The 23046-nt window shown below is 63.2% G+C and carries 18 protein-coding genes and 1 riboswitch; of the genes, 11 read left to right on the plus strand and 7 right to left on the minus strand.

The genetic code is table 11. From position 1 onward, the window contains the following. Positions 1 to 115: 115 nt before the first annotated feature. Positions 116 to 1474 carry an O-antigen ligase family protein gene (locus OKW20_RS12415; RefSeq protein ID WP_429172558.1) on the minus strand — a complete coding sequence of 453 codons (1359 nt, stop codon included), beginning with the start codon at positions 1472 to 1474 and terminating at the stop codon, positions 116 to 118. A gap of 363 nt (positions 1475 to 1837) precedes the next feature. On the opposite strand from OKW20_RS12415, the gene OKW20_RS12420 reads away from it, so the two are divergent. Further along, positions 1838 to 2707 carry a D-alanyl-D-alanine carboxypeptidase family protein gene (locus tag OKW20_RS12420; RefSeq protein ID WP_429172561.1) on the plus strand — a complete coding sequence of 290 codons (870 nt, stop codon included), beginning with the start codon at positions 1838 to 1840 and terminating at the stop codon, positions 2705 to 2707. Between the two features lie 293 nt (positions 2708 to 3000). On the opposite strand, the gene OKW20_RS12425 is transcribed toward OKW20_RS12420, so the two are convergent. The 4 genes from OKW20_RS12425 to OKW20_RS12440 form a co-directional block, all read right to left on the minus strand. Then, positions 3001 to 4047, minus strand: coding sequence for a quaternary amine ABC transporter ATP-binding protein (locus tag OKW20_RS12425; RefSeq protein WP_043612800.1), 1047 nt, complete (start codon positions 4045 to 4047; stop codon positions 3001 to 3003). Continuing rightward, positions 4040 to 4951: an ABC transporter permease gene (locus OKW20_RS12430; RefSeq protein WP_043612801.1), complete on the minus strand. Its 912-nt coding sequence runs from the start codon at positions 4949 to 4951 to the stop codon at positions 4040 to 4042. Before OKW20_RS12430 ends, OKW20_RS12425 begins: the two co-directional genes overlap by 8 nt. Before the next feature lie 292 nt (positions 4952 to 5243). Beyond that, entirely contained in the window at positions 5244 to 6242 is a 999-nt protein-coding gene (locus OKW20_RS12435) for an ABC transporter substrate-binding protein (protein ID WP_429172564.1), read from the minus strand. 785 nt (positions 6243 to 7027) lie between these two features. Further along, the gene (locus OKW20_RS12440) at positions 7028 to 7171 is read right to left on the minus strand and encodes a hypothetical protein (RefSeq protein WP_089044242.1); all 144 of its coding nucleotides are present in this window, start codon (positions 7169 to 7171) and stop codon (positions 7028 to 7030) included. 250 nt (positions 7172 to 7421) lie between these two features. On the opposite strand from OKW20_RS12440, the gene OKW20_RS12445 reads away from it, so the two are divergent. Continuing rightward, positions 7422 to 8879 (plus strand): cobyric acid synthase, encoded by a 1458-nt coding sequence (locus OKW20_RS12445; protein WP_429172566.1) that lies wholly within the window; start codon positions 7422 to 7424, stop codon positions 8877 to 8879. 109 nt (positions 8880 to 8988) lie between these two features. Next, positions 8989 to 9654: a class I SAM-dependent methyltransferase gene (locus OKW20_RS12450; RefSeq protein WP_429172569.1), complete on the plus strand. Its 666-nt coding sequence runs from the start codon at positions 8989 to 8991 to the stop codon at positions 9652 to 9654. 25 nt (positions 9655 to 9679) lie between these two features. Here the strand turns inward: OKW20_RS12450 and OKW20_RS12455 are convergent, their stop codons facing one another. Continuing rightward, entirely contained in the window at positions 9680 to 10195 is a 516-nt protein-coding gene (locus tag OKW20_RS12455) for a CGNR zinc finger domain-containing protein (protein ID WP_429172572.1), read from the minus strand. A gap of 116 nt (positions 10196 to 10311) precedes the next feature. Between OKW20_RS12455 and OKW20_RS12460 the strand changes: the two genes are divergently transcribed. From OKW20_RS12460 to OKW20_RS12495, 8 genes are all read left to right on the plus strand, one after another. Then, on the plus strand, positions 10312 to 11484 hold the full coding sequence (locus tag OKW20_RS12460; RefSeq protein WP_429172574.1) for an MFS transporter: 1173 nt from the start codon (positions 10312 to 10314) through the stop codon (positions 11482 to 11484). Between the two features lie 292 nt (positions 11485 to 11776). Further along, positions 11777 to 11999: riboswitch (cobalamin riboswitch) on the plus strand. Between the two features lie 367 nt (positions 12000 to 12366). Then, entirely contained in the window at positions 12367 to 12891 is a 525-nt protein-coding gene (gene cobU / locus OKW20_RS12465) for a bifunctional adenosylcobinamide kinase/adenosylcobinamide-phosphate guanylyltransferase (RefSeq protein ID WP_429172577.1), read from the plus strand. A gap of 3 nt (positions 12892 to 12894) precedes the next feature. After that, positions 12895 to 13959, plus strand: coding sequence for a cobalamin biosynthesis protein CobW (gene cobW / locus OKW20_RS12470; RefSeq protein ID WP_429172579.1), 1065 nt, complete (start codon positions 12895 to 12897; stop codon positions 13957 to 13959). Between the two features lie 103 nt (positions 13960 to 14062). Next, a complete protein-coding gene (gene cobN, locus OKW20_RS12475) occupies positions 14063 to 17911 on the plus strand; it encodes a cobaltochelatase subunit CobN (protein WP_429172582.1) in 3849 nt (1282 codons plus the stop codon). Positions 17912 to 18047: 136 nt separating this feature from the next. Beyond that, entirely contained in the window at positions 18048 to 18692 is a 645-nt protein-coding gene (cobO, locus tag OKW20_RS12480) for a cob(I)yrinic acid a,c-diamide adenosyltransferase (RefSeq protein ID WP_429172584.1), read from the plus strand. Next, on the plus strand, positions 18692 to 19117 hold the full coding sequence (locus OKW20_RS12485; protein WP_429172587.1) for an EamA family transporter: 426 nt from the start codon (positions 18692 to 18694) through the stop codon (positions 19115 to 19117). The genes cobO and OKW20_RS12485 overlap by 1 nt, the downstream gene beginning before the upstream one ends. Before the next feature lie 100 nt (positions 19118 to 19217). After that, positions 19218 to 20651, plus strand: coding sequence for a hypothetical protein (locus tag OKW20_RS12490; protein ID WP_429172589.1), 1434 nt, complete (start codon positions 19218 to 19220; stop codon positions 20649 to 20651). Positions 20652 to 20813: 162 nt separating this feature from the next. Beyond that, a complete protein-coding gene (locus OKW20_RS12495; protein ID WP_429172592.1) occupies positions 20814 to 22289 on the plus strand; it encodes a hypothetical protein in 1476 nt (491 codons plus the stop codon). 18 nt (positions 22290 to 22307) lie between these two features. Here the strand turns inward: OKW20_RS12495 and OKW20_RS12500 are convergent, their stop codons facing one another. Further along, positions 22308 to 22901 (minus strand): methyltransferase family protein, encoded by a 594-nt coding sequence (locus OKW20_RS12500; RefSeq protein WP_429172595.1) that lies wholly within the window; start codon positions 22899 to 22901, stop codon positions 22308 to 22310. Between the last annotated feature and the right edge of the window lie 145 nt (positions 22902 to 23046).

Below are 23046 nucleotides of genomic sequence, written 5' to 3' on the forward strand. Positions count from 1 at the left end.
TCGGTTCGAATAAGTCCAAGCGGAACGCGGGCGGAAAACCGCACACACTTTTCCTCGTCCCGCTCGGAATAGGTTGCAACAAGATATAAAGATATCTTTATGTCTTGGCAAGCGTTCAGCGATGGGAGGCTCCCAGTTCGGCGCGCATGCTCATGCGGCCGGCGAGCCCAAGGCCGAAGACGGCGAGCGCCGTCAGCAGCCACATCGGATCGGCGCGGTTCAAAAAGAAGCTTTCGAGCATGGCGTTGTAGGTCATGAAGATCACCACCATGACGCAGAAATCGGCAAAGATGCGGCCCTGCGGCCGGCGATAGGCCCGCGCATAGTCGAAGAGCGGTTTGATAAAGAGCAGGGCGGTCATGAGGATGCCGCCGGGCAGGCCGAACATCAGCACCGCGTCGAGATAGCTGTTGTGGCCGGTAACGATGCCGCGCACGTCCCAGCTCGCCTCGAAATTCGCCTCCAGACCCATGATCACCGGCGAGAGCCAGAAGCTCGCATAGCCCTGGCCGAGCCAGGGGCGCTCGGCGATGCTGGCGCTCGCAAATTTCCAGATGTCGTCGCGGCCGGTGAAGGTCGCATCGTCGAGCAGCAGCTTGGTGATTGAAAGCAGCGTGTCGGAATAGATGGTGCCGAGCGTCAGGCCGAATACCAGCACCGACATGGCGAGGTGTGCGAGGATCATCAGCCCCGGGCTGCGCACCGCACGACCGGCAAGGACGAGGCCGATCGCGATCGGCAGGAAACCGATCGTCGTCTTCGACCCCGTGTGCAGCACGAAATTGGCGGCAAGCAGCGTGATCGCCCAGCCGCGAAGCGGCGCGCCGGCGCGCAAGCAATAAATGCCGAACATGCAGAGGATGGAGAAGACCGGCGCCGACACGTTCTTGTGCAGCAGGTGGCCGCGCCAGAAACCGGCGTGCCAGGGCTCGTCGCCGAAGGCCGAATGGATGGCGCGGTCGGGTGCCACGAAGAGAGCGGCATAGTCGATCAGGATCAGAAGCAGGATCGCATTGGCGCCGGCATTGACGAAATCGCGCTCGCTCTTCGGCAGCACCAGCACGCCCGCCACCATGATCATGGCGACGAGGCTGAGCGTCAGGCCGCGGGCCGAAGCCGCCGGATCATAGGACTGCAGGCAGGAGAAATAGGCGATGGCGAAGATCGCGATCCAGGCCGGAGAGACGAGGCGGGCGAGCACCCGCCGATCGACGGTGAGGAGCATGGCGAAGAGATAGACGGCACCGAGCACCAGGTAGCCGACCTGGTTGATGATGTTGCCTTCGTTCGCCGCGTTCGGATCCGTCGTCACCGTGCCCTGAAACGGGATCAGGGTGAAGACGATGAGGAACAGGCCAAGGCCCGAAAGCAGCGCGGCAAGGCCGTTGACGAGTTCCGCCAGCCCGGCATCGAACGCCTCCGGCACGCGCTGGCGCGCGGTGGAGGTATCTGCCGTGGCGGTGTTCGGGTGCATGGCGGCTTTAAAACGAATGACTGGGACGCGGTTCGGCATCGTGGATCATGGCCCCGGGCCGTCCTGCCGTTCGGACAGGGCCGGCCTTGGGAGACCCGCACCTTGGCGCAATCAGGTTAAACCTCGGTGAAACGGCGGGCGGGCCGCCCGGCCGGGATGGGTCGTCGCGGCGTCGCTGGCCCTGTTATTTGCGCGCCGATTGCCGCAGGTGCTTGCCGCCCGGTCGCCGGGCCCTTAAAAGGCTAGGGTATATCGGCCGTGTGGAAAACGCGGCCTTGCCGTATTTCGCGGTCCGTCTTCCATAATTCGATCACGATTTTCGTCCCGAGGTCGTTCGATAGCGTCGAAACGAGAAAACACGATATGCAGTCCCTTATCCGTATGGTCGCGTCCGCCGCGGTCTCCGTGAGCCTGCTGCTTGGCAGCGCATCCTTTGCCGCCGCCGGGCAGGCCCATTTTGTCGTCAACGCCGACACCGGTTCGATCCTCGAGGCAGACAATGCCGACGAGCTGAACTTCCCGGCGTCGCTGACGAAGATGATGACGATCTATCTCGCGTTCGAAGCGCTGCGCAGCGGCACCCTGCAATGGGACCAGAAGCTTACGGTTTCGGAGCACGCAAACAGCCTGGAGCCCTTCAAGCTCGCTGTCGGCGCCGGACGCCAGATCACAGTGCGTGAAGCCGTCATGGGCATGGTCGTGCTTTCGGCCAACGACGCCGCCGTCGTCATCGGCGAACAACTGGCCGGAACGGAAGCGGCCTTCGGCCAGATGATGACGAGCAAGGCCCGGACGCTCGGCATGACCAGCACGGTGTTCAAGAATGCCAACGGCCTTCCGGATCCGGCGCAGGTGACCACGGCGCGCGACATGGCGACGCTCGGCCTTGCGCTCATGCGCGACTTCCCGCAGGAATTCCAGCTCTTCTCCAACAAGACGATCGAGTTTCGCGGCATGAAGCTGCGCGGCCACAACGGCGTGATGAAGCGCTACGAGGGCGTTGACGGCATCAAGACCGGCTACACCGATGCTTCCGGCTACAACCTCGTAACCTCTGCCAAGCGCGGCGACACCCGCCTCGTCGCCGTCGTCATGGGCGGCAAGACGGCGCAGTCGCGCGACGACGACATGATCGCGCTGCTCGACAAGTTCCTGCCGCCGAAGGAAGACGCAAGCGCTGCCAGCATCGCCGAGCCCGCGGCCGCGGCGGCAGCGACGACCACGACGAACTGATCGCACGAACTGTCTTGTCAGGCGGCTAGGCTCTTTTCTCGAGGCGCGGTCGTCTGCCCGTTCCGCTCGCCGATGAGCGTGAAGGTTTGCCCCTCACCCTAACCCTCTCCCCGCAGGCGGGGCGAGGGGACGAGCATTGTTGCGGGCCGCCAGAACCTGGCCTGGCGATTCATAAGATCTTGTTGGAAGGATTGCGGCGGTGCCACTTGTCCCTTCTCCCCGTCAAAACGGGGAGAAGGTGCCGGCAGGCGGATGAGGGGCAAGCGCCGGTCTCAGCTGAATTCGGCCAAGTCTCACGCCGCAGCGCGATCCTCGTGGCTGACCGGCGTGACCATGGCGGCGATGACCGTCGAAAGGTCGAGGGCGCCGATCGGGCGGCCGTTTTCATCGACCACATGGGCAACGCCAACGCGGGCGGCCGTCATGGTGCGGGCTGCCGATTCCAGCACCGTTCCGGTTACAAGCGGTACGCCTTCGGCATTGCCCGAGATCGGCCGCATGATCGTCTCGACATTGATCACCCGGCCGCGGTTCACTTCCTTGACGAAGGCGGTGATGTAGTCGTCGGCCGGCGACAGCACGATTTCCTGGCCGGTGCCCTGCTGCACCACGCGGCCATCGCGCAGGATCGCGATCTTGTCGCCGAGGCGCAGCGCCTCGTCGAGGTCGTGGGTGATGAAGACGACAGTTTTCTTGAGCTCCTTCTGCAGGTCGAGCAGCACCGTCTGCATGTCGACGCGGATCAGCGGATCGAGGGCCGAATAGGCCTCGTCCATCAACAGGATGTCGGCATCGTTGGTGAGTGCGCGGGCGAGGCCGACGCGCTGCTGCATGCCGCCCGACAGCTGGTTCGGGTAGTGGTTCTCGAAGCCCTTGAGACCGACGCGCTCGATCCAGCCGCGGGCGCGCTTCTCGCTCTCCTTGCGATCCACACCCTGGATTTCGAGGCCGTAGACCGTGTTGTCGAGCACGGTGCGGTGGGGCAGGAGTGCGAACTTCTGGAACACCATCGCCGTCTTGTGGCGACGGAATTCGCGCAGGTCGTTGTCGTTCATCTTGCAGACGTCGACGCCGTCATAGAGCACCTCGCCGGCGGTCGGGTCGATCAGCCGGTTGATGTGGCGGATCAGCGTCGACTTGCCGGAGCCCGAGAGACCCATGACCACCATGACGCTGCCGGCGGGCATGGAGATGTTGATGTCCTGCAAGCCGAGCACGTGGCCGTGCTGCTCGTTGAGCTCGGCCTTGCCCATGCCTTTCTTGACGGCATCGACGAAGTCGACGCCGCGGGGGCCGAAGATCTTGTAGAGGTTCTTCACCTCGATCGCGTGACTAGCCATGAATAACCTCCGAGTGCTTTTGCAGCCGCTTGCCGAAGGCCTGGCTGGTACGGTCGAAAATGATGGCGATACCGACAAGGGCAAAGCCGTTGAGGAAGCCGACGGTGAAGAACTGGTTGGCGATCGCCTGCAGCACGTTCTTGCCAAGGCCGCCAACGCCGATCATCGATGCGACGACGACCATCGCCAGCGACATCATGATCGTCTGGTTGATGCCGGCCATGATGGTCGGCAGCGCCAGCGGCATCTGCACGTTCTTCAGTTTCTGCCAGGTCGAGGAGCCAAAGGCGTCGGCCGCTTCCAGCACTTCCTTGTCGACGAGGCGGATGCCGAGATTGGTGAGCCGGATCATCGGCGGCACCGCATAGATGACGACGGCGATCAGGCCCGGCACCTTGCCGATGCCGAAGATCATGACGACCGGGATCAGGTAGACGAAGCTGGGCATCGTCTGCATGACATCGAGGATCGGATTGACGAAGGCCTGGACCCGGTCCGAGCGCGCCATCAGGATGCCGATCGGAATGCCGATGAGGATGGAGATCAGCGTGCAGACGGTGACCATGGCGAGCGTGACCATGGTGTCGTTCCAAAGCCCGACGAGGCCGATGGCGATCATCGACAGCGCCGTGCCGATGGTGACGTTGATGTTGCGGCTGCCGAAATAGACGATCGCGATCATCACGGCCAGGATCACGATCCAGGGCGAACCGACGAACAGGCTTTCGAGGTAGTTCAGGAACCATTGAAGCGGCTGGACCACCGTGTCGATGGCGTTGCCATAGGATCGCACGAAGCCCTTGAAGCTGTCGTCGACAGCCTTGCGGGCGAGCCGGATCGTGCTTTCGTCAATGGCAGGGAACTTGCAAAGCAACGCTGGCAAGACACTGCAGATGGAGGCCATTTGTTTCCCCTTCTTGGCCGGAAGTTTTTTTAAAGCCGGCCGCGTCTCGTCATCGAACGGGTCGATGACGGCGCACACTTGGGTGACCTCTTTGGGTCCCGGCACTTAAACTGTGGCAGCGAAATGTGGCGTCCGCTTACCTGATAGCGACGCGAAGGCCCGTGGTTCGCCGCCTCTGGGACGATGAACGTTCAAACGAAACCCGCAAGGACGCCCCATCGTTCCCTGTCCCGGCATCAAAGCCGGAACGGGCAGGCGGCCGATTCGACGGTCCGCCTGCCGTCACTTTCGATCAGAGCGCTGCCTTGACCTTTTCGGCCACTTCCGGGCTCACCCACTGGGTCCACATGTCAGGGAACTCGGCGAGGAAGTGCTTGGCGCCGTCCTCGTTGGTGCCCTGGTTCTGGTCCATCCAGGCGAGAACCTTGTTGACCGTGCCGTTGTCCCACTTGCGCGCCTTGACGTAATCCATGGCGACGCCGGCCTTTTCGGAGAAGGACTTGGTCACAACGGTGTAAACGTCGGAAACCGGATAGGAGTTGACCTTCGGGTTCGGGCAATCCGGCACGGCGGTGCAGGCGTCCCAATCGGCCTTGTCGTGATCGACGCCGAAGGAGAGGCGGGTCATTTCGTATTTGCCGAGGATGGCGGTCGGTGCCCAATAGTAGCCGAGCCAGCCGGTCTTCTTTTCGAACGCATTGGCGATCGAGCCGTCGAGACCGGCGGCCGAGCCGGTGTCAACCAGCAGGAAGCCGTCCTTCTCCGCGTTCAGCGCGCGATAGAGATTGGCGGTCGAGACCTGGCAGTTCCAGCCCGACGGGCAATTGTGAACGGCGGCCTTCGACGAGTCCTCGGGCGCGGGGAAGAGTTCCGGATGCTTCAGCGCGTCCTGCACCGTCTTGATATCCGGGTGCGCGTCGGCGAGGAATTTGGGGATCCACCAGCCCTCGACGCCGCCTTCGCTCAGGATCTTGGCGGCTTCGATGAGGCGGCCTTCCTTGACCGCGGCGTCGAGCGGCGTGCGCACGGCGTTGACCCAGAGTTCCGGCGCCATGTCCGGCTGAGACTTTTCGTTCATCGAGGCGAAGGTCGGCATGGTGTCGCCGGTGACCAGCGTCACCGTGCAGCCGTAGCCGTTTTCCAGGATGAACTTGTCCACCTGGGCGGCAACGCCGGCGGAAGCCCAGTTCATTTCGGCAATGCTGACTTCACCGCATTCCGCGGCCTGCGCGGCGCCCGCCATGGCGTAAAGGCCAGCGGCGAGAATGGTGGAAGCGAGGAGTTTCTTCATGTTGCAAGACCTCCCAGTCTTATTTTGCAGCCAAGATCCAAACGGGAATCCACGGCGGACGCGACACATCCTCCGTCACCCGAAACAACGATGCAGCCGGGGGTTCGGCATCAATCAAGCCAAGGTTCACCCTTGCTGCGGACGGTGCGGGAGTTCGTTTTCAGCCCTGGCCGCGGAACCCTGTCGCCAGCCAATCTCCTCTTATACCGCAAGCCAAGCCTAAGGTTTCTCGCTGAGAAATCAACCTCTTCAATCGGTTGACCGGGAGGCGCCGGGTCTCGCGCGTTCTGTCTGCGACATCGCGGGAGCGCGCATTTTGTGCGTGAGGGACCCCGAATTTAAGCAATAGCGACAATTCTTGCCGCAAAAAATGGCGCTGGGCGCCACCGACCTCAAAACCCTGTCGAGATCCTGACGTTTCCTGTCGTGATTGCGTCATGCCAAATGGCGCGCATGTCGCGAAAAATTTACAAAAAAGTCCGGAATTCATCTTTGGTTAAATCCTCAATAACCATCCGGTAACGATGTCCAGCTAATTGTTCTTCTCGCGGCGGGGGACTGCCGCCGGTCCGGATCAGGTTTGTGCGTCCCGGACTTTGAGCGAACCTTCGGTGTGTTTTTCCGAAGTGACCAGGCGTATTTTGGCGGCCGCATCCCTCTTGAAGAGGTTGATGCGGCCTTCGCATTTCAGGGCTAATGCTAGGCATAAAAAAACCGCCCCGGAGGGGCGGTGGAGGAGGCTCCGGGAGGAGAGCTCGAAGGGGCATTCGCCCCGATCGCTGGCCTTAGCCGACGTTCGACGTGCGGATGACGCCGAGCGGACCGAAGGGCGCGTCGACGACGAGGTTGCGCACGCGCGACTGGCTGGACGGAACCTTGGAGTTCCAGGCGATCTGAACGAAATTGGGCTTGCTGAAAATATACAGCATGGACGTGAACCTTGAGAGGCCGGAGGCCTATCCTCCGGGGCGTGTTGCTATGCCGTTGATATAGGTGTGCGCTGCAAAAAATTGAATGCCAAACTCGCCACGCCATGTCGCATTCTGGCTACCAGGCGCGACATTTTCGACAAGCCTTGCGAAAGCGCGAAACAATGCGTGAAAGGGCTTTGTCAATTGCGGCGAAATCGTGTCGAAACAGACCTTTGCCGCTCATCGTTTCAGTGTTACCGATGGCCGCATGACACGCAGGATCATGTTGCAGGGAACCGGCTCGGATGTCGGAAAATCGGTATTGGTGGCGGGGCTCTGCCGGCTTGCCGCCAACCAGGGCCTGAAGGTCCGTCCGTTCAAGCCGCAGAACATGTCGAACAACGCCGCCGTTTCCGACGACGGCGGCGAGATCGGCCGGGCGCAATGGCTGCAGGCGCTGGCGGCACGCGTGCCTTCGTCCGTGCACATGAACCCGGTTCTGCTGAAGCCGCAATCGGATGTCGGCAGCCAGATCGTCGTCCAGGGCAAGGTGGCCGGCCAGGCCCGGGGGCGGGAGTATCAGGCGCTGAAACCCAAGCTGCTCGGCGCCGTGATGGACAGTTTCGAACAAATATCGGCCGGTGCCGATCTCGTGGTGGTCGAGGGCGCGGGCTCGCCGGCCGAAATCAACTTGCGTGCCGGCGACATCGCCAACATGGGCTTTGCCACCCGGGCCGACGTGCCGGTCGTGCTTGTCGGCGACATCGACCGTGGCGGGGTGATCGCCTCGCTGGTTGGCACGCATGCGATCCTGTCCGACGAAGACCGGCGCATGGTGACCGGCTATCTCATCAACAAGTTTCGCGGCGACGTGACGTTGTTCGACGACGGCATTGCCGCCGTCAACCGCTTCACCGGCTGGCCCTGCTTTGGCGTCGTGCCCTGGCTGAAGGCGGCGGCGAGGCTTCCGGCCGAAGATTCGGTCGTGCTGGAGAAGCTGGCGCGCGGCGAGGGGCGGGCCCTGAAGGTGGCCGTGCCTGTGCTGTCGCGCATCGCCAATTTCGACGATCTCGATCCGCTCGCGGCCGAGCCGGAGGTCGATCTCGTCTTCGTGCGGCCGGGCAGTCCCATTCCTTCGGATGCGGGCCTCGTCGTCATTCCCGGGTCGAAGTCCACCATCGGCGACCTCATCGATTTCCGCGCTCAAGGGTGGGACGTTGACCTTCAACGCCACGTGCGCCGCGGCGGCCGGGTCATCGGCATCTGCGGCGGCTACCAGATGCTCGGCCGGTGCGTCACCGATCCGCTCGGCATCGAAGGCGGCGAACGCGCGGTCGAGGGCCTCGGGCTGCTCGACGTTGAGACCGAGATGGCGCCGGAAAAGACCGTGCGCAACAGCCGCGCCTGGTCGCTGGAGCATGATGTGGCGCTTGAGGGCTACGAAATTCACCTGGGGAAGACGCAAGGTGCCGACTGTGATCGGCCGTCCGTGCGCATCGACAACCGCGCCGATGGCGCGCTTTCGGCCGATGGTCGGGTGATGGGTACCTACCTGCACGGGCTCTTCACCAGCGACGCCTATCGCGGCGCGCTTCTCACGAGTTTCGGCATCGAGGGCGGCGCCAGTAACTACCGCCAGTCGGTAGATAGCGCACTCGACGATGTCGCGAGCGAACTGGAGGCGGTACTTGACCGGCGCTGGCTGGACGGGCTGCTCGGTCGTTAGCCGAGAGAACGATCGATTGCGATCGGCGGGGGCTTGCCGGTGTCAGCAAAGGCCCTGACGGAAACCGCCCAACGTACCGGGTAATCCGCTGTAAAATGGATTGAGGAAGGTGGGAGCGCCCGTCACGGTCGTGCGTTCCCAGGCAGGCAACACGATGCAGGACGAAAACAGACCAGCCCATTGGGACAAGGCCTATCAGTCGAAGGGCGAGGCGGGCGTCAGCTGGTTTGAGGACACGCCTGCCGTCTCCCTCGATCTCATCCGCCGGCATGCGCCGATGGCTTCGACATCGCTGATCGATATCGGCGCCGGCGCTTCGCGGCTGGTCGATGCGCTCATCGCTGCAGGCATGAGCGATATCACTGTGCTCGATCTGTCGCCGGCCGCCCTGGATGCCGCCAGGGCAAGGCTCGGCACCCGCGCCGATGACGTGCACTGGATCGCGGCCGATGTCACCACGTGGAGGCCGGACCGCCGTTACGACCTCTGGCACGACCGCGCCGCCTTTCATTTTCTCGCCGATGCCAGCGACCGGGCTGCCTATATCGAGCGGCTGACCGGTGCCGTCGTGCCCGGCGGACACGCCATCATCGCCACCTTCGCCCCCGATGGTCCCGAGCGTTGCAGCGGCCTGTCGGTGGTGCGCTACGACCCGGCAGCCCTTGCCGAGGTGGTCGGGCCGTCCTTCCGCCTGGTCTCGCATATCGAGCACCAGCACCGGACGCCGGGGAATACGATCCAATCCTTCCAGTTCAGCGTGTTTGAGCAGGTATAGACCGCGTGGGCTGATCCTGCGCCGTTCAGCCTTTGCGCAAGCGTGAGCGATACTCGGCCATCTTCATACGTGCCGTGCACGCGTCGGAGCAGTACAGCTTCGACCCATTTCGCGTCACGTCGATGTAGGCGCGGTCACATCCGTTCGCATGGCACCGTCCAAAGCGCCGGCTGCCGAACCTGTCCATGAGCAGCGCCAGGGAAACCACGAACTCGGCTGCCAGCGCCTCGATGATCGTTTCGCCATCTCCATGGAAATGCAGATGGTACGGTTGCTCGACATCAGCCACGAGATAGGGACGAGGGGCGTAGCGCTTCATCAGGTGGTTCAGCGTCGCCGCAGCGGTCTCGTCCGTGTCGGCCCCAAACACCGGGCCGAGGTCCGTTGCGACTGACCGCAATCGCGCGCCGCCATCGATGACGGGCAGAACGCGCTTGCTCATCGATGGGTTGAGCTGTTCGGCAAACGCCTGCTTCAGCGCGTCTGCTGTCAAGCCAGCATAGGCGCGGCCGCCCGATTGACCGTCCAGTGCGAGGTTCACCAAAGTCGCGGCCAAGGCGGCCTGGCGTTGTGAGTTACTTGTAAGCTGCATTTGACAGGTAACGGTCCGGTTGTGTACTCGTTACTAACTATTCGGATTACGAAGGTAACGCAAGAATGGTCGGTGAGAGCTATGCTGCGGTGCTGCGCGGGGATGGTGTCGTCCGTCTCGTGATCGCGACATCGATAAGTCGAATGACCACGTCGATGCTGAGCCTATCCCTTCTGATCGCGGTGTCGAAAAGCACGGGCTCAGTCGTGGATGCGGGCGCCGTCCTGTTCGCGCACGCCGTTGCATTGGCTTTGGTCGCCCCCGCTGCCGGCCGCCTCGTCGATCGTTTCGGGTCGCGGCGAACTCTTTTTGTGTTCGTCGGGTTTCACACCCTGTCCTATGTGGCGGTGGTCTTCGCGCTCTTTCATCAGTTGCCGGCCGCCTATCTTCTCTTGGCTTCCGCGGCCCTGGGTGCCACGACGCCGCCATCGGGGTCCGTCGTCCGGGCCAGTTGGCCGCATCTCGTGCCCGAGAGCAATCTATCGAGTGCCTACGCGCTCGATACAGTCATCAACTCGAGCACCTTCATATTCGGGCCCATCCTGGTCGGTGCCTTGCTCTATGTGATGCCGCCAAACATGATCGTGGGGTCGTGCGCTGTCGCAAAGGTCATTGGCGACGTGCTGATCGCCAACAGTCCCGTGGCGAGGAATGCCACCGAGCGTCGTCCGCGAAGGCTGTTCTCCGTTCTGGCGAACGCTCCGCTGGCGCTGCTCTTGGCGATCGTCGCCCTCGACACCTTTACGATTGGTGCCATGCAGATTGGCGCGGTGGCGAGCGTCACGGCCGCCCTGGCAGGCGTTCTTCTCGGTGGATTTGCTGCCGGCGAGGTTTTCGGCGGCATTTTCTATGGCGCGCTGCGCGCGCAACCTTCGGTGAAGCGCGGCATGATTGCCTTTCACCTGGTGACCGCCTGCTTTTTCATCTTGATGAGCATGACCTCAAACCATTGGCTTCTGTTGCTGCTCTATCTCGGTGCCGGGGTTTTCAGCGGAGCCCGGGATGCGCTCGGCCAGCTCGCTGTCGGGCTGAGTGCCCGACCGGAGGATCGAACCGAGGCGTTTGGCTGGCTTACCAGCTTTATGTGGGCCGGCTACGGGCTCGGCACGCTTTTGTCCGGGAGCCTCGGTGAAGGCTGGGGGGCGAGCGCCATTTATCTGGCCGCAGCCGCAGTCTCGACCACAGCGGTGATCGCGACGTGCTGGCTGAAGATCGTCAACCCTCAACCGAAAGCGTAGCGCTCCCGTGGGGCCGATTAGCGCACGGTCCACAGAACCATGCGGTGAATTGATCATCATCCCGGCGAATTTGCCTCGGAACAGAGGTGCGCCAGAGCTTGAGGGCGCATTGGCGCATTCTGATAGCGATTTGGCACAAAATGAGAGTGAGCCACGGGTGGAAGGCAGGCGGATGCATTGCCGTTCTTGGCGGGCCGCGGCCGTCCGTTCACGGCTCGACAAATCGTCGCGTGGCGCAACTCGGCCGGGGAGGCGTCGCATGCGTCGATTGACTTTGCGCGGTCCGGTTCCTAATCATCGGCTGTTGGATGGTTCCTCCTTGTCGTGGCGACACGGGGGAATAATTGGGAATGTGACGGATGGACCCAAATCGGGCATCCTTATCGCAGCCGACCCCGCGACTGTAGAACGGTCAGGGTTCGCCATCGGGTTTGGTGCCGGGCTGTCGGCCGGTTGCATGGGCAGCCGGGGCAGGTCGGGGATCAAGCCGGAAAAGCCACTGGCGTGGCATCGTGATCAGCCGGGTTGGACGCCTCTTCTTCTACGAATCGTCCGCCTTTCACGAAGCCGCCCGCAGCGCCTGCGCGTCGGAGATGACGTGCAAAAGGTTCGCTGTCGGAAAAAAACGCCGGGAAGGTGAGGCGGGCCGCTCGGGTCTGACATCGGAACCTTGCCCGTTAAGGGCGAGGCGATGTTTGGCCCCGTGACGCCGTGAGCCAGGAGACCTGCCATCCGACATGGGCATTCCGCCCGAGGGGACGTTTGTCTCCAACGCCATCACGGAGGTTGTTTTGGCTCGCAGATGTTTTCAAGAACGCGCCCTTGGCGCGCCCGACGGCCGTTGCCGCCTTCCGCTGATCTCGGCGTGTTGAGGCGGCGACGATGAGCAGTCTCAGCGCCGGACCCGTGCTGGTCCTCGGCGGCGCCCGTTCCGGCAAATCGAGCTTCTCCGAGAGGCTCGTCGAAGCTTCCGGCCTTACCCGACATTATGTCGCCACTGGACGCGCCTGGGACGACGAAATGCGCGCGCGCATCGACCATCACCGGATAAGCCGCGGCGAAGGCTGGACGACGCATGAGGAGCCGGTCGATCTCGTCGGCGTGCTGAGAAGCATCGACGATCCTGCCAACGTGGTCCTGATCGACTGCCTGACGCTGTGGGTCACCAATCTCATACTCGAAGAGCGCGACATCGCGGCGGAGTTCGCCGCCCTTGCCGCGTATCTGCCTGAGGCGCAGGCGCGTCTCGTATTCGTTTCCAACGAGGTCGGCCTCGGCATCGTGCCCGAGAACCGCATGGCCCGCGAATTCCGCGACCATGCCGGCCGGCTTCACCAGATCGTTGCGGAGAAATCCGCTGAAGTTTACTTTGTCGCGGCCGGTTTGCCGCTGAAAATGAAGGGTTGAAAAATGACCACTGCGAGAGCCAACCAGGGCAAGATCCCGGCGACCGTCATCACCGGCTTCCTTGGCGCCGGCAAGACCACGATGATCCGCAACCTTTTGCAGAATGCCGACGGCAAGCGCATCGCGCTCATCATCAACGAGTTCGGCGATCTCGGCGTCGATGGCGACGTGCTCAAGGGCTGCGGTGCGGAGGCCTGCACCGAGGACGATATCATCGAGCTCACCAATGGCTGTATCTGCTGCACGGTTGCCGATGATTTCATCCCGACCATGACCAAGCTGCTCGAGCGCGAGAACCGTCCTGATCACATCATCATCGAAACCTCGGGCCTTGCCCTGCCGCAGCCGCTGATCGCCGCCTTCAACTGGCCGGATATCCGCAGCGAAGTGACCGTCGATGGCGTCGTCACCGTGGTCGACAGCGCTGCCGTTGCCGCCGGCCGCTTTGCCGACGACCACGACAAGGTCGATGCGCTGCGCGTCGAGGACGACAATCTCGACCACGAAAGCCCGATCGAGGAACTGTTCGAGGACCAGCTGACCGCTGCCGATCTCATCGTGCTGAACAAGACCGACCTAATCGATGCCTCCGGCCTCAAGGCCGTCCGCGACGAGGTGTCTTCGCGCACCAGCCGCAAGCCTGCGATGATCGAGGCGAAGAACGGCGAAGTTGCCGCCGCCATCCTGCTCGGCCTCGGTGTCGGCACGGAAAGCGATATCGCCAACCGCAAGTCGCATCACGAGATGGAGCATGAGGCTGGCGAAGAGCATGACCACGATGAATTCGACAGCTTCGTCGTCGAGCTTGGCGCGATCGCCGACCCGGCCGCCTTTATTGACCGCCTCAAGGGTGTGATTGCCGAGCATGACGTGCTGCGCCTCAAGGGTTTTGCTGATGTGCCCGGCAAGCCGATGCGCCTCCTGATCCAGGCGGTCGGCGCCCGCATCGACCAGTATTATGATCGTGCCTGGGCTGCCGGCGAAAAGCGCGGCACGCGCCTTGTCGTCATCGGTCTGCACGACATGGACGAGCAGGCGGTGCGCGCCGCGATCACCGCGCTCGTCTAGATCGTTCCTTGAGTGAAATGATCTAACACATTGAAATGATGCAGTTTCGGGCGGGGACCGCTTTCAGCGTTTCCGTCCGGGATTGCCCCAACGGACAAGACGAATGCATCTGCTTCTCGCCCAGAAAGGAACGATCGCCGACGGCAACGAGGCGATCGACCTTGGGCAAACGCCGGCCGATATCCTTTTCCTCTCGGCCGCCGACACCGAGCTCTCCTCGATCGCCGCGGCTCACGGCCGACGCGACGGAGGCTTGAGCCTGCGCATCGCCAGCCTGATGAGCCTGATGCACCCGATGTCGGTCGATACCTATGTCGAGCGCACGGCGCGTCACGCCAAGCTGATCGTCGTCCGGCCACTCGGTGGCGCCAGCTACTTCCGCTATCTGCTCGAAGCCCTGCATGCGGCCGCCGTCACCCACCGTTTCCAGATCGCGGTGCTGCCGGGCGACGACAAGCCGGATCCGGGGCTTGAGCCTTTCTCCACCGTCGCAGCCGACGACCGCCAGCGCCTCTGGGCCTATTTTACCGAAGGCGGCGCCGACAATGCCGGCCTCTTCCTCGACTATGCCGCGGCGCTGGTCACCGGTGCCGAGAAGCCGCAGCCAGCCAAGCCGCTGCTGAAGGCCGGAATCTGGTGGCCGGGTAAGGGCGTGATCGGCGTTTCGGAGTGGTTGGCGTATATTCAGCAAGGTTGCGGGCAAGTGGTAGCGGGGGAGGGATTCGAACCCCCGACAGTCGCAATTTGCTTTTACCGCGCCCTCGTCCAGAGCGGCGAGACACGGCCGGTCGAGGCGCTGATCGACGCGTTGGCGAAACAAGGTGTGCGCGCGCTGCCGGTCTTCGTCTCCAGCCTCAAGGATGCCGTTTCCGTCGGCACGCTGCAGGCGATCTTTGCTGAAGCTGCACCCGACGTGGTGATGAACGCCACCGGTTTTGCCGTCTCGTCGCCCGGTGCCGATCGTCAACCGACCGTGCTGGAATCGACCGGTGCGCCTGTCCTGCAGGTGATCTTCTCCGGCTCGTCGCGGGCACAGTGGGAAACGTCGCCGCAGGGGCTGATGGCGCGCGATCTGGCGATGAACGTCGCGCTGCCGGAAGTCGACGGCCGTATTCTTGCGCGCGCTGTCTCGTTCAAGGCGGCGTCGATCTACGACGCCAAGGTCGAGGCCAATATCGTCGGGCACGAGCCGCTCGAAGACCGGGTGCGCTTTGCCGCTGACCTTGCGGTCAACTGGGCGAAGCTGCGTCGGGCAGAGCCGCCTGAGCGCCGTATCGCCATCGTCATGGCCAACTATCCGAACCGCGACGGTCGCCTCGGCAATGGTGTCGGGCTCGATACCCCGGCCGGTACCGTCGAGGTGCTTGGCGCCATGGCGCGGGAAGGCTATGCGGTCGCCGAGGTTCCCGCCGACGGCGACGCGCTGATGCGGTACCTGATGGCCGGCCCGACCAATTCGGCAAGCCATGATCGCGAAATCCGCGAGTGCATTTCGCTGAACGATTACAAATCGTTCTTCGATTCGCTTCCGAAACAGATTCAGGATCAAGTCGCGGGGCGCTGGGGTGCGCCGGAGGCCGATCCCTTCTTCCTCGACGGTGCCTTCGCGCTGCCGCTCGCCCGCTTCGGCGAAGTGATCGTCGGCATCCAGCCGGCGCGCGGCTACAACATCGATCCGAAGGAAAGCTACCACTCGCCGGACCTCGTGCCGCCGCACGGCTACCTCGCCTTCTACGCCTTCCTGCGCCAGCAATTCGGCGCACAGGCGATCGTGCATATGGGCAAACACGGCAATCTTGAATGGCTGCCGGGCAAGGCCTTGGCGCTGTCGGAGACCTGTTATCCCGAGGCGATCTTCGGGCCACTGCCGCACATCTATCCCTTCATCGTCAACGATCCGGGCGAAGGCACGCAGGCCAAGCGCCGCACCAGCGCCGTCATCATCGATCACCTGACGCCGCCCTTGACGCGCGCCGAGTCCTACGGGCCGCTGAAGGACCTGGAAGCGCTGGTCGACGAATACTACGATGCCGCCGGCGGCGACCCGCGGCGCCTGCGTCTGCTCAGCCGCCAGATCCTCGACCTCGTGCGCGACATCGGGCTCGACAGTGATGCCGGCATCGACAAGGGCGACAGCGACGACAAGGCGCTGGAGAAGCTCGACGCCTATCTCTGCGACCTCAAGGAAATGCAGATCCGCGACGGCCTGCACGTCTTCGGCCTGGCGCCGGAAGGGCGCTTGCTGACAGACCTCACCGTGGCGCTGGCGCGCGTGCCGCGCGGGCTAGGCGAAGGCGGCGACCAGAGCCTGCAACGGGCGATCGCGGCGGATGCGGGGTTGCGTGACGGGGTGCCTTCCGGTCACGCGGCGTCTGAGGGGGGCAGCCCCGCACGCGACGCCCAATCCTTCGACCCGCTCGATTGCGTCATGTCCGACCCATGGACTGGCCCGAAGCCAGCGATCTTCGCCGACCTCTCCGATGCCCCCTGGCGCACCAATGGCGACACGGTCGAACGCATCGAGCTGCTGGCGGCGAAACTGGTGGCGAGCGAGCAGAATTGCCCTGATGGCTGGCTCCACACCCGCGCCGTGCTCTCCGAAATCGACACCCGCCTGAAACCCTCGATCTCAGGCTCGGGCGCCGCCGAAATGACCGGGTTCCTCACCGGCCTCGACGGCCGCTTCGTTGCCCCCGGACCCTCCGGTGCGCCGACGCGCGGGCGGCCGGACGTGCTGCCGACCGGACGCAATTTCTACTCCGTCGACAGTCGCTCGGTGCCGACGCCGGCGGCCTACGAGCTTGGCAAGAAATCGGCCGAGCTTCTGATCCGCCGCTATCTGCAGGATCACGGCGAGTGGCCATCCTCCTTCGGGCTGACGGCCTGGGGCACGGCGAACATGCGCACCGGCGGCGACGACATCGCCCAGGCGCTCGCGCTCATCGGCGCCAAGCCCACCTGGGACATGGTCTCGCGCCGGGTGATGGGCTACGAGATCCTGCCGCTCGCAGTCCTCGGCCGGCCGCGCGTCGATGTGACCTTGCGCATTTCCGGATTCTTCCGCGATGCCTTCCCGGATCAGATCGCGCTCTTCGACAAGGCGATCCGCGCCGTCGGCGCGCTGGAAGAGGACGATGCCGACAACATGATCGCGGCGCGCATGCGGGCGGAAAGCCGGCGGCTGGAGGCCGAAGGCGTCGAGGCGGCCGAGGCAGCACGTCGCGCCTCCTACCGCGTCTTCGGCGCCAAGCCCGGCGCCTATGGCGCCGGCCTGCAGGCATTGATCGACGAGAAGGGCTGGGAAACCAAGGCCGATCTCGCCGAGGCCTATCTCACCTGGGGCGCCTACGCCTATGGCGCCGGCGAAGAGGGCAAGGCCGAGCGCGACCTCTTCGAGGAACGCCTGCGCACGATCGAGGCGGTGGTGCAGAACCAGGACAACCGCGAACACGATCTGCTCGACAGCGACGACTACTACCAGTTCGAAGGCGGCATGAGTGCTGCTGCCGAACAGCTCGGCGGACACCGCCCGGCGATCTACCACAACGACCATTCCCGGCCGGAAAAGCCGGTGATCCGCTCGCTCGAAGAAGAGATCGGCCGGGTGGTCAGGGCGCGCGTCGTCAATCCGAAATGGATCGATGGCGTCATGCGCCACGGCTACAAGGGCGCCTTCGAGATCGCCGCCACGGTCGATTACATGTTCGCCTTTGCGGCGACCACGGGGGCCGTGCGCGACCATCATTTCGAGGCGGCCTATCAGGCCTTCGTCGTCGACGAGCGCGTGGCGGATTTCCTGCGCGACAAGAACCCGGCGGCCTTTGCCGAATTGGCCGAACGTTTCCTTGAGGCGATCGACCGCAATCTCTGGACCCCGCGCTCGAACTCGGCGCGATTTGAACTCGCCGGCATCGGCATGGCCGCAACGCGGCGTCGCGCCGGCAACGAATAGAGCGGTTCCGGGCTGGCGGTTTTCCGTCCGGAATTGCTTGGAAACAAAGACCTGGTTCCGTTTCGCTGTTCAGTGAAGGAGCCGAAGCGGGACGAGGGCAGCTGCCCATCCCGACTTGAGAACCGAGGGAGTGAACATGAGCGACGAGACGACAATGGGCGGCGAAGCCCCGGCCGAGAAGGATGATGCCCGCCACGCCATGAAGATGGCGAAGAAGAAGGCGGCACGCGAAAAGATCATGGCGACCAAGACCGACGAAAAGGGTCTGATCATCGTCAACACCGGCAAGGGCAAGGGCAAGTCGACCGCCGGCTTCGGCATGATCTTCCGCCATATCGCCCATGGCATGCCCTGCGCCGTCGTGCAGTTCATCAAAGGCGCGATGGCAACCGGCGAACGCGAGCTGATCGAGAAGCACTTTGGCGATGTCTGCCAGTTCTATACGCTCGGCGAAGGTTTTACCTGGGAAACGCAGGACCGCGCCCGCGACGTGGCGATGGCGGAAAAGGCCTGGGAGAAGGCGAAGGAACTGATCCGCGACGAGCGCAACTCGATGGTGCTGCTCGACGAGATCAACATCGCGCTGCGCTACGACTATATCGACGTCGCCGAGGTCGTGCGCTTCCTGAAAGAGGAAAAGCCGCATATGACCCACGTGGTGCTCACCGGCCGCAACGCCAAGGAAGACCTGATCGAGATCGCCGACCTCGTCACTGAGATGGAGCTGATCAAGCATCCGTTCCGCTCCGGCATCAAGGCGCAGCAGGGCGTCGAATTCTGATGAGCCAGAGCTGGCAGTTCTGGGCACTGCTTTCGGCGGCCTTTGCTGCGCTCACGGCCGTGTTTGCCAAGGTCGGGGTTGCGCAGATCAACTCCGACTTCGCAACGCTGATCCGCACCGTCGTCATCCTCTGCGTAATCGCCGCCATCGTGGCGGCGACCGGGCAATGGCAGAAGCCGTCCGAAATCCCCGGCCGCACCTGGCTGTTCCTGGCGCTGTCGGGCCTTGCCACCGGCGCCTCCTGGCTTGCCTATTTCCGGGCGCTGAAACTCGGCGACGCCGCCCGTGTCGCCCCCATCGACAAGCTCTCGATCGTGATGGTCGCGATCTTCGGCGTGCTGTTCCTCGGCGAAAAGCTCAACCTGATGAACTGGCTTGGCGTTGCCTTGATTGCGACAGGGGCACTGTTGATCGCAGTTTTCTGAATTTCTACGCGCCTGCCTCGCGCGAATTTGTTCCCTTAATGTTCGCCTCAATCAAGCCGCAATCCTGATACACGAAATGGTTGTGGATTGGGAGAGCTGCATGTGGGATGGTGACGATAGGCGCAAGCGCCTTGATACGGACTATCCTTCCTTTGCAGCGTCAGTGACGGCTGCGCTGGCGGTCACCTGGGCTGCCGTCCACCTTGTGGCATCGGCTTCGCTCTGCCCCTTTAAGCTTATTGTTCCCCTCCTCAGTATCTTTCCGGCAATGGTCGCGGCGCGGTTGACGGTCGCGTTCAGCCGACCGGTTCGCAATAGCTGGCAGTTGCTGGCGCTTTCCTGCATCTGTGGTTTCGGCACGGTTGCCGGGTTTGTCGGCGTCTACACTTTGACCATGTATTTTGCGAGTTGGGACCCCCGTAGATATGCGGTGCCTTATGCGGTGCTGGCGCGTTACGGACCGGCGTCCGATCTGCTGGTGTTCTCGGTCGCCGGTGCGCTCATGGCCGGGGCGACCTTGGGGCTGTGGCTGCTGCGAGACAGGCGGGTGCAACGCAATCGCGCTGATGGCGAACCGGGCGGGACGGCCGCTTCGATGCCTTCGGTGGTTGTCGCGCGCGAGCCGTACATTCGCAGCCGCCAATCGCGGGCAGACGAACGCTACTTCTGGCTATCGATTCTCATCGGCCCCTTGGTCGTTATCCTGCCGCTGATAATTCTGGAGATGATTTTCTGGCCGCAAAACGCGATCAGCGCAGACAAACTGCCGTGGGCGGCGCTGAGATACTATTTCGGTGGCACTTACGCCGTCGCAATCAGCGCGGTGCTGGTTCTTGCGTTCGTATCCAATCGCTCACGCCGCTCGGCCTGGCTTGCGGCCCTGTTTATCGGCTTGCACGTCGGAGCGGTCTTCACGCTTCTGTTTGATTGTGCAGACAATACTACCAGCAATCAGGCGTTTCTGTTGCTTTTCGGCGGCCTTCTCGGTGCTCTTTCGGCTGCCATCTGCGCCGCGATGTGGTTTCCCGATCGGCGTGGCCTTGGTGCGCAGACTGCGGAACAGACAGCCTCAGCGCGGGGTTTGATGCGCGCGCTGGTGATCGCCGGCTTTGCGGCACCCACTGTGGCTGCGCTTGTTTGCTGCCTTTTGGCCGTCGCCGCGCAAATGTTTGGCATCGCGCCGCAGGACCTGTTCAACGGTGGCAGGCAGGTTGGCGCGGCCGAGACGTGGGTCTTGAACTATCGGGTCTGGGCCGTTGTGGCCTTGATGACGATGATGCTCGACCAGTTTCTCAAAGACAGGGCCGCCCGGCCGGGCGTCGCCATCGTCATCCTCTCGCTTGCAGCCTTTCTCCTCGGCGGCGCAATGGCACATAGCCTGAGCGAGGACATTCTTCGGAAGATCGTGCCGATATCGGCGGCCACCTTCCTCGGGCTTGGTCTTACCAGCGTCGTCGCCGGCCTTTCAGCCGTCGTTCTGATCCGCCGCGGTCCTTTGCGCCGTCCGCTCCAAGTTGAGAATGCCGTCGCCTGAGGGTGGAACAGTGGCCGCCGGAAGGGCTACAACTGTTAACTAGCGGGGAGAGTAGAGCGGACAGATATGGCGTGTATACAGGCGCAATGTTCTTGAAATGTTCGTCTCAGTCAAATAGCAATCGTGCTGCACGAAAAAGTTGTGTCTGGTGGGGGTAACAGCATGCAGATAACGGATGATTGGCGCGAACGTCTGGCACGGTCGTACCTTCCTTTCGCGACATGGATTACCGTGGCATTGGTGGCGATTGTTACTGGCGCCCTCTTCCCCCTGACCGGGCAGACTGGCGCATATATGGTCTTGATCGCGTTTCTGTGCGCCTCGCCAGCGATGATCAGCGCCCGGTTGACAATCGCGCTCAGTCGCTTTGTTCGCACGAGCTGGCAGCTTCTTGTCCTGTCGGCGGGGTGTGGTTTCGTAACCGTGATCGGTTTCGTAGCCGCCTATCTCCTGTGTATCGTTGTCGGGAGCTGGAACCCCGCCGAAACGGCTCCCACCGATGTTGCGCAGTCAGCCAAGGCGGGCATTGTTTCCAGAGTCTTCCAGGGATCTCTTTTCTTTCTTATCTCGGCTGCCGCCGGTGGACTGGCGTCCAGCACCAGTGCAGGCCTGTGGTTGTATCGGGAATGGCGCCTGCGCCAGGGCCGTGGCGCGGCCAAAGTGGCGACGGGCAACGCGTTGCCAGCCACCGACGCTGGAATTGGCGACGGCCGTATGCACCGTGGCAGGCGGGCCGCTTCAGACATGCGCTTCTTCTGGTGTACGACCGCCTGTGGCCCCATGATCGTTGCGCTGATGTTGGGGTTATTCCTCAACTCCCTTTCTGGTCCGTCGATGCCTGTCGCGCCTGAGCAAGTGCTGTGGCTCGCGCTTAACGTCTATTACGGCGGTTCGTTTGCGGCGGCCGTGGCTGCGGCCTTGATGCTTACGCTCGTCTATGATCGCGGGCGCCGCTCGGCCTGGCTCGCAGCACTTTGTGTCGGCTTGCACGCCGGCGCCATGCTTCTGGTTCTGTTTGTTCCGGCGAGTACCGATGGCGAAGCCGGCGCCATTGTTTTTCCGATGCTTTTGGGTGGCCTCGTCGGCGCCTTGTCCGCTGCGATATGTACGGCATTCTGGTTTCCCGATCGCCGCGGGCTGGTGCCTTCGGATGTCACAGCCGAGGCGGGAATGAACGGATGGGCGTTGGTGCGGCCATTGATCGTCGCCGGTTTCATTGCCCCGCTTGCCGCCGCGCTTGCCTATGGTCTCTTCGTCGGCCTCGTTCCGTCAGCGGGCACGTCGCCGGACAGCACGTTCATCGGTCGGTTGCGCAGCTTCGATCCGTGGACTTGGGCCATTGCCTACAGGGTCTGGGCCGTCGTGGCGCTGCAAGCGCTGGTGCTGCGCCATTTGTTGCCGATGGCGCATGTCCCAACGTCGCTCGCCATGGGGATCACGGTCGTCCTTGCTTTCCTGTTTTCCGGTGGCGTGGGCCACAGCCTCGACGACTACGTCATGTCGGGGTCTACAGTGGTCTCGTTCTCTTCCTTCCTGGAATTTGCGTTGCCCGGTCTCGTGGCTGCGCTTGCGGCCCTCTATTTTATCGACCTTGAGCGACCACGCCGCGCAGTTGAGGCGGGCAATGCTGCCGCCTGAGGCGGCGGCATTCCGAGGTCACACCCACCGGCGGACACGCCTGCAATAGGCATCGTAGGCGTCGCCGAAGGCGCGGCCGAGGTGGGTTTCCTCCATGCGGATCTGGTAGGAGATCGAGATCCAGGCCGAGAGCGCCAGCGCCACCGAGACGACGTTAGGCACCGCCAGCACCGTGCCGATGAGCGCGGTCACCATCCCGACATAGATCGGGTTGCGCGAGAAGGCATAGAGGCCGGAGGTCACAAGCGGCGTATCCTGCTTTTCAGGGATGCCGATCTTCCAGGAGTGGCGCATCGCCCATTGTGACAGCATCGTCAGCCCGCCGCCGAGCGTCATCAGCGCCAGCCCGGCGGCGTGAAGGAGGGGCGTGTCGAGCGCCGGAATCCGTCCGAGGGCGGCATCGACGGATGCCGGGAGCATGGCGACCGCCAAAAGGTGGATCACCAGCGCCGCGACGATCAGGCGGAAAAGCTTGCCCGCAAACCCCTCGGCATCGTCGCCATAGGTCAGCACGACCGGCGACCGGCCGGATTGTACGCGGCGGAGGATCGCCAGCGCCAGCGTGGATAGTCCGACGACGAGCATCAGCATGGCGGGAAGGGTGGTGGACATGAAACCTCTGGAGCGAGCGGAGTGACAAGACAGGCGCGTTCGCCGGGTAGGCTCTCCCTGTGAGCGTCTGCCTGGCGAAGCATTCTGGATCATCTTGAAATCTCTAGTGACTAGAGGTGCAAGTGCCGGGCTTGTCCGACTTTCG

The organism is Ensifer sp. LBL (assembly GCF_050435225.1).
Lineage (GTDB): Bacteria > Pseudomonadota > Alphaproteobacteria > Rhizobiales > Rhizobiaceae > Ensifer.

Bases quoted from the DNA above. Each gene is read 5' to 3' on its own strand.
- OKW20_RS12415 (WP_429172558.1), bottom strand. From the start codon at position 1,474: ATGCACCCGAACACCGCCACGGCAGATACCTCCACCGCGCGCCAGCGC.
- OKW20_RS12420 (WP_429172561.1), top strand. From the start codon at position 1,838: ATGCAGTCCCTTATCCGTATGGTCGCGTCCGCCGCGGTCTCCGTGAGC.
- OKW20_RS12425 (WP_043612800.1), bottom strand. From the start codon at position 4,047: ATGGCTAGTCACGCGATCGAGGTGAAGAACCTCTACAAGATCTTCGGC.
- OKW20_RS12430 (WP_043612801.1), bottom strand. From the start codon at position 4,951: ATGGCCTCCATCTGCAGTGTCTTGCCAGCGTTGCTTTGCAAGTTCCCT.
- OKW20_RS12435 (WP_429172564.1), bottom strand. From the start codon at position 6,242: ATGAAGAAACTCCTCGCTTCCACCATTCTCGCCGCTGGCCTTTACGCC.
- OKW20_RS12440 (WP_089044242.1), bottom strand. From the start codon at position 7,171: ATGCTGTATATTTTCAGCAAGCCCAATTTCGTTCAGATCGCCTGGAAC.
- OKW20_RS12445 (WP_429172566.1), top strand. From the start codon at position 7,422: ATGACACGCAGGATCATGTTGCAGGGAACCGGCTCGGATGTCGGAAAA.
- OKW20_RS12460 (WP_429172574.1), top strand. From the start codon at position 10,312: ATGGTCGGTGAGAGCTATGCTGCGGTGCTGCGCGGGGATGGTGTCGTC.
- cobU (WP_429172577.1), top strand. From the start codon at position 12,367: ATGAGCAGTCTCAGCGCCGGACCCGTGCTGGTCCTCGGCGGCGCCCGT.
- cobW (WP_429172579.1), top strand. From the start codon at position 12,895: ATGACCACTGCGAGAGCCAACCAGGGCAAGATCCCGGCGACCGTCATC.
- cobN (WP_429172582.1), top strand. From the start codon at position 14,063: ATGCATCTGCTTCTCGCCCAGAAAGGAACGATCGCCGACGGCAACGAG.
- cobO (WP_429172584.1), top strand. From the start codon at position 18,048: ATGAGCGACGAGACGACAATGGGCGGCGAAGCCCCGGCCGAGAAGGAT.
- OKW20_RS12485 (WP_429172587.1), top strand. From the start codon at position 18,692: ATGAGCCAGAGCTGGCAGTTCTGGGCACTGCTTTCGGCGGCCTTTGCT.
- OKW20_RS12490 (WP_429172589.1), top strand. From the start codon at position 19,218: ATGTGGGATGGTGACGATAGGCGCAAGCGCCTTGATACGGACTATCCT.
- OKW20_RS12495 (WP_429172592.1), top strand. From the start codon at position 20,814: ATGCAGATAACGGATGATTGGCGCGAACGTCTGGCACGGTCGTACCTT.
- OKW20_RS12500 (WP_429172595.1), bottom strand. From the start codon at position 22,901: ATGTCCACCACCCTTCCCGCCATGCTGATGCTCGTCGTCGGACTATCC.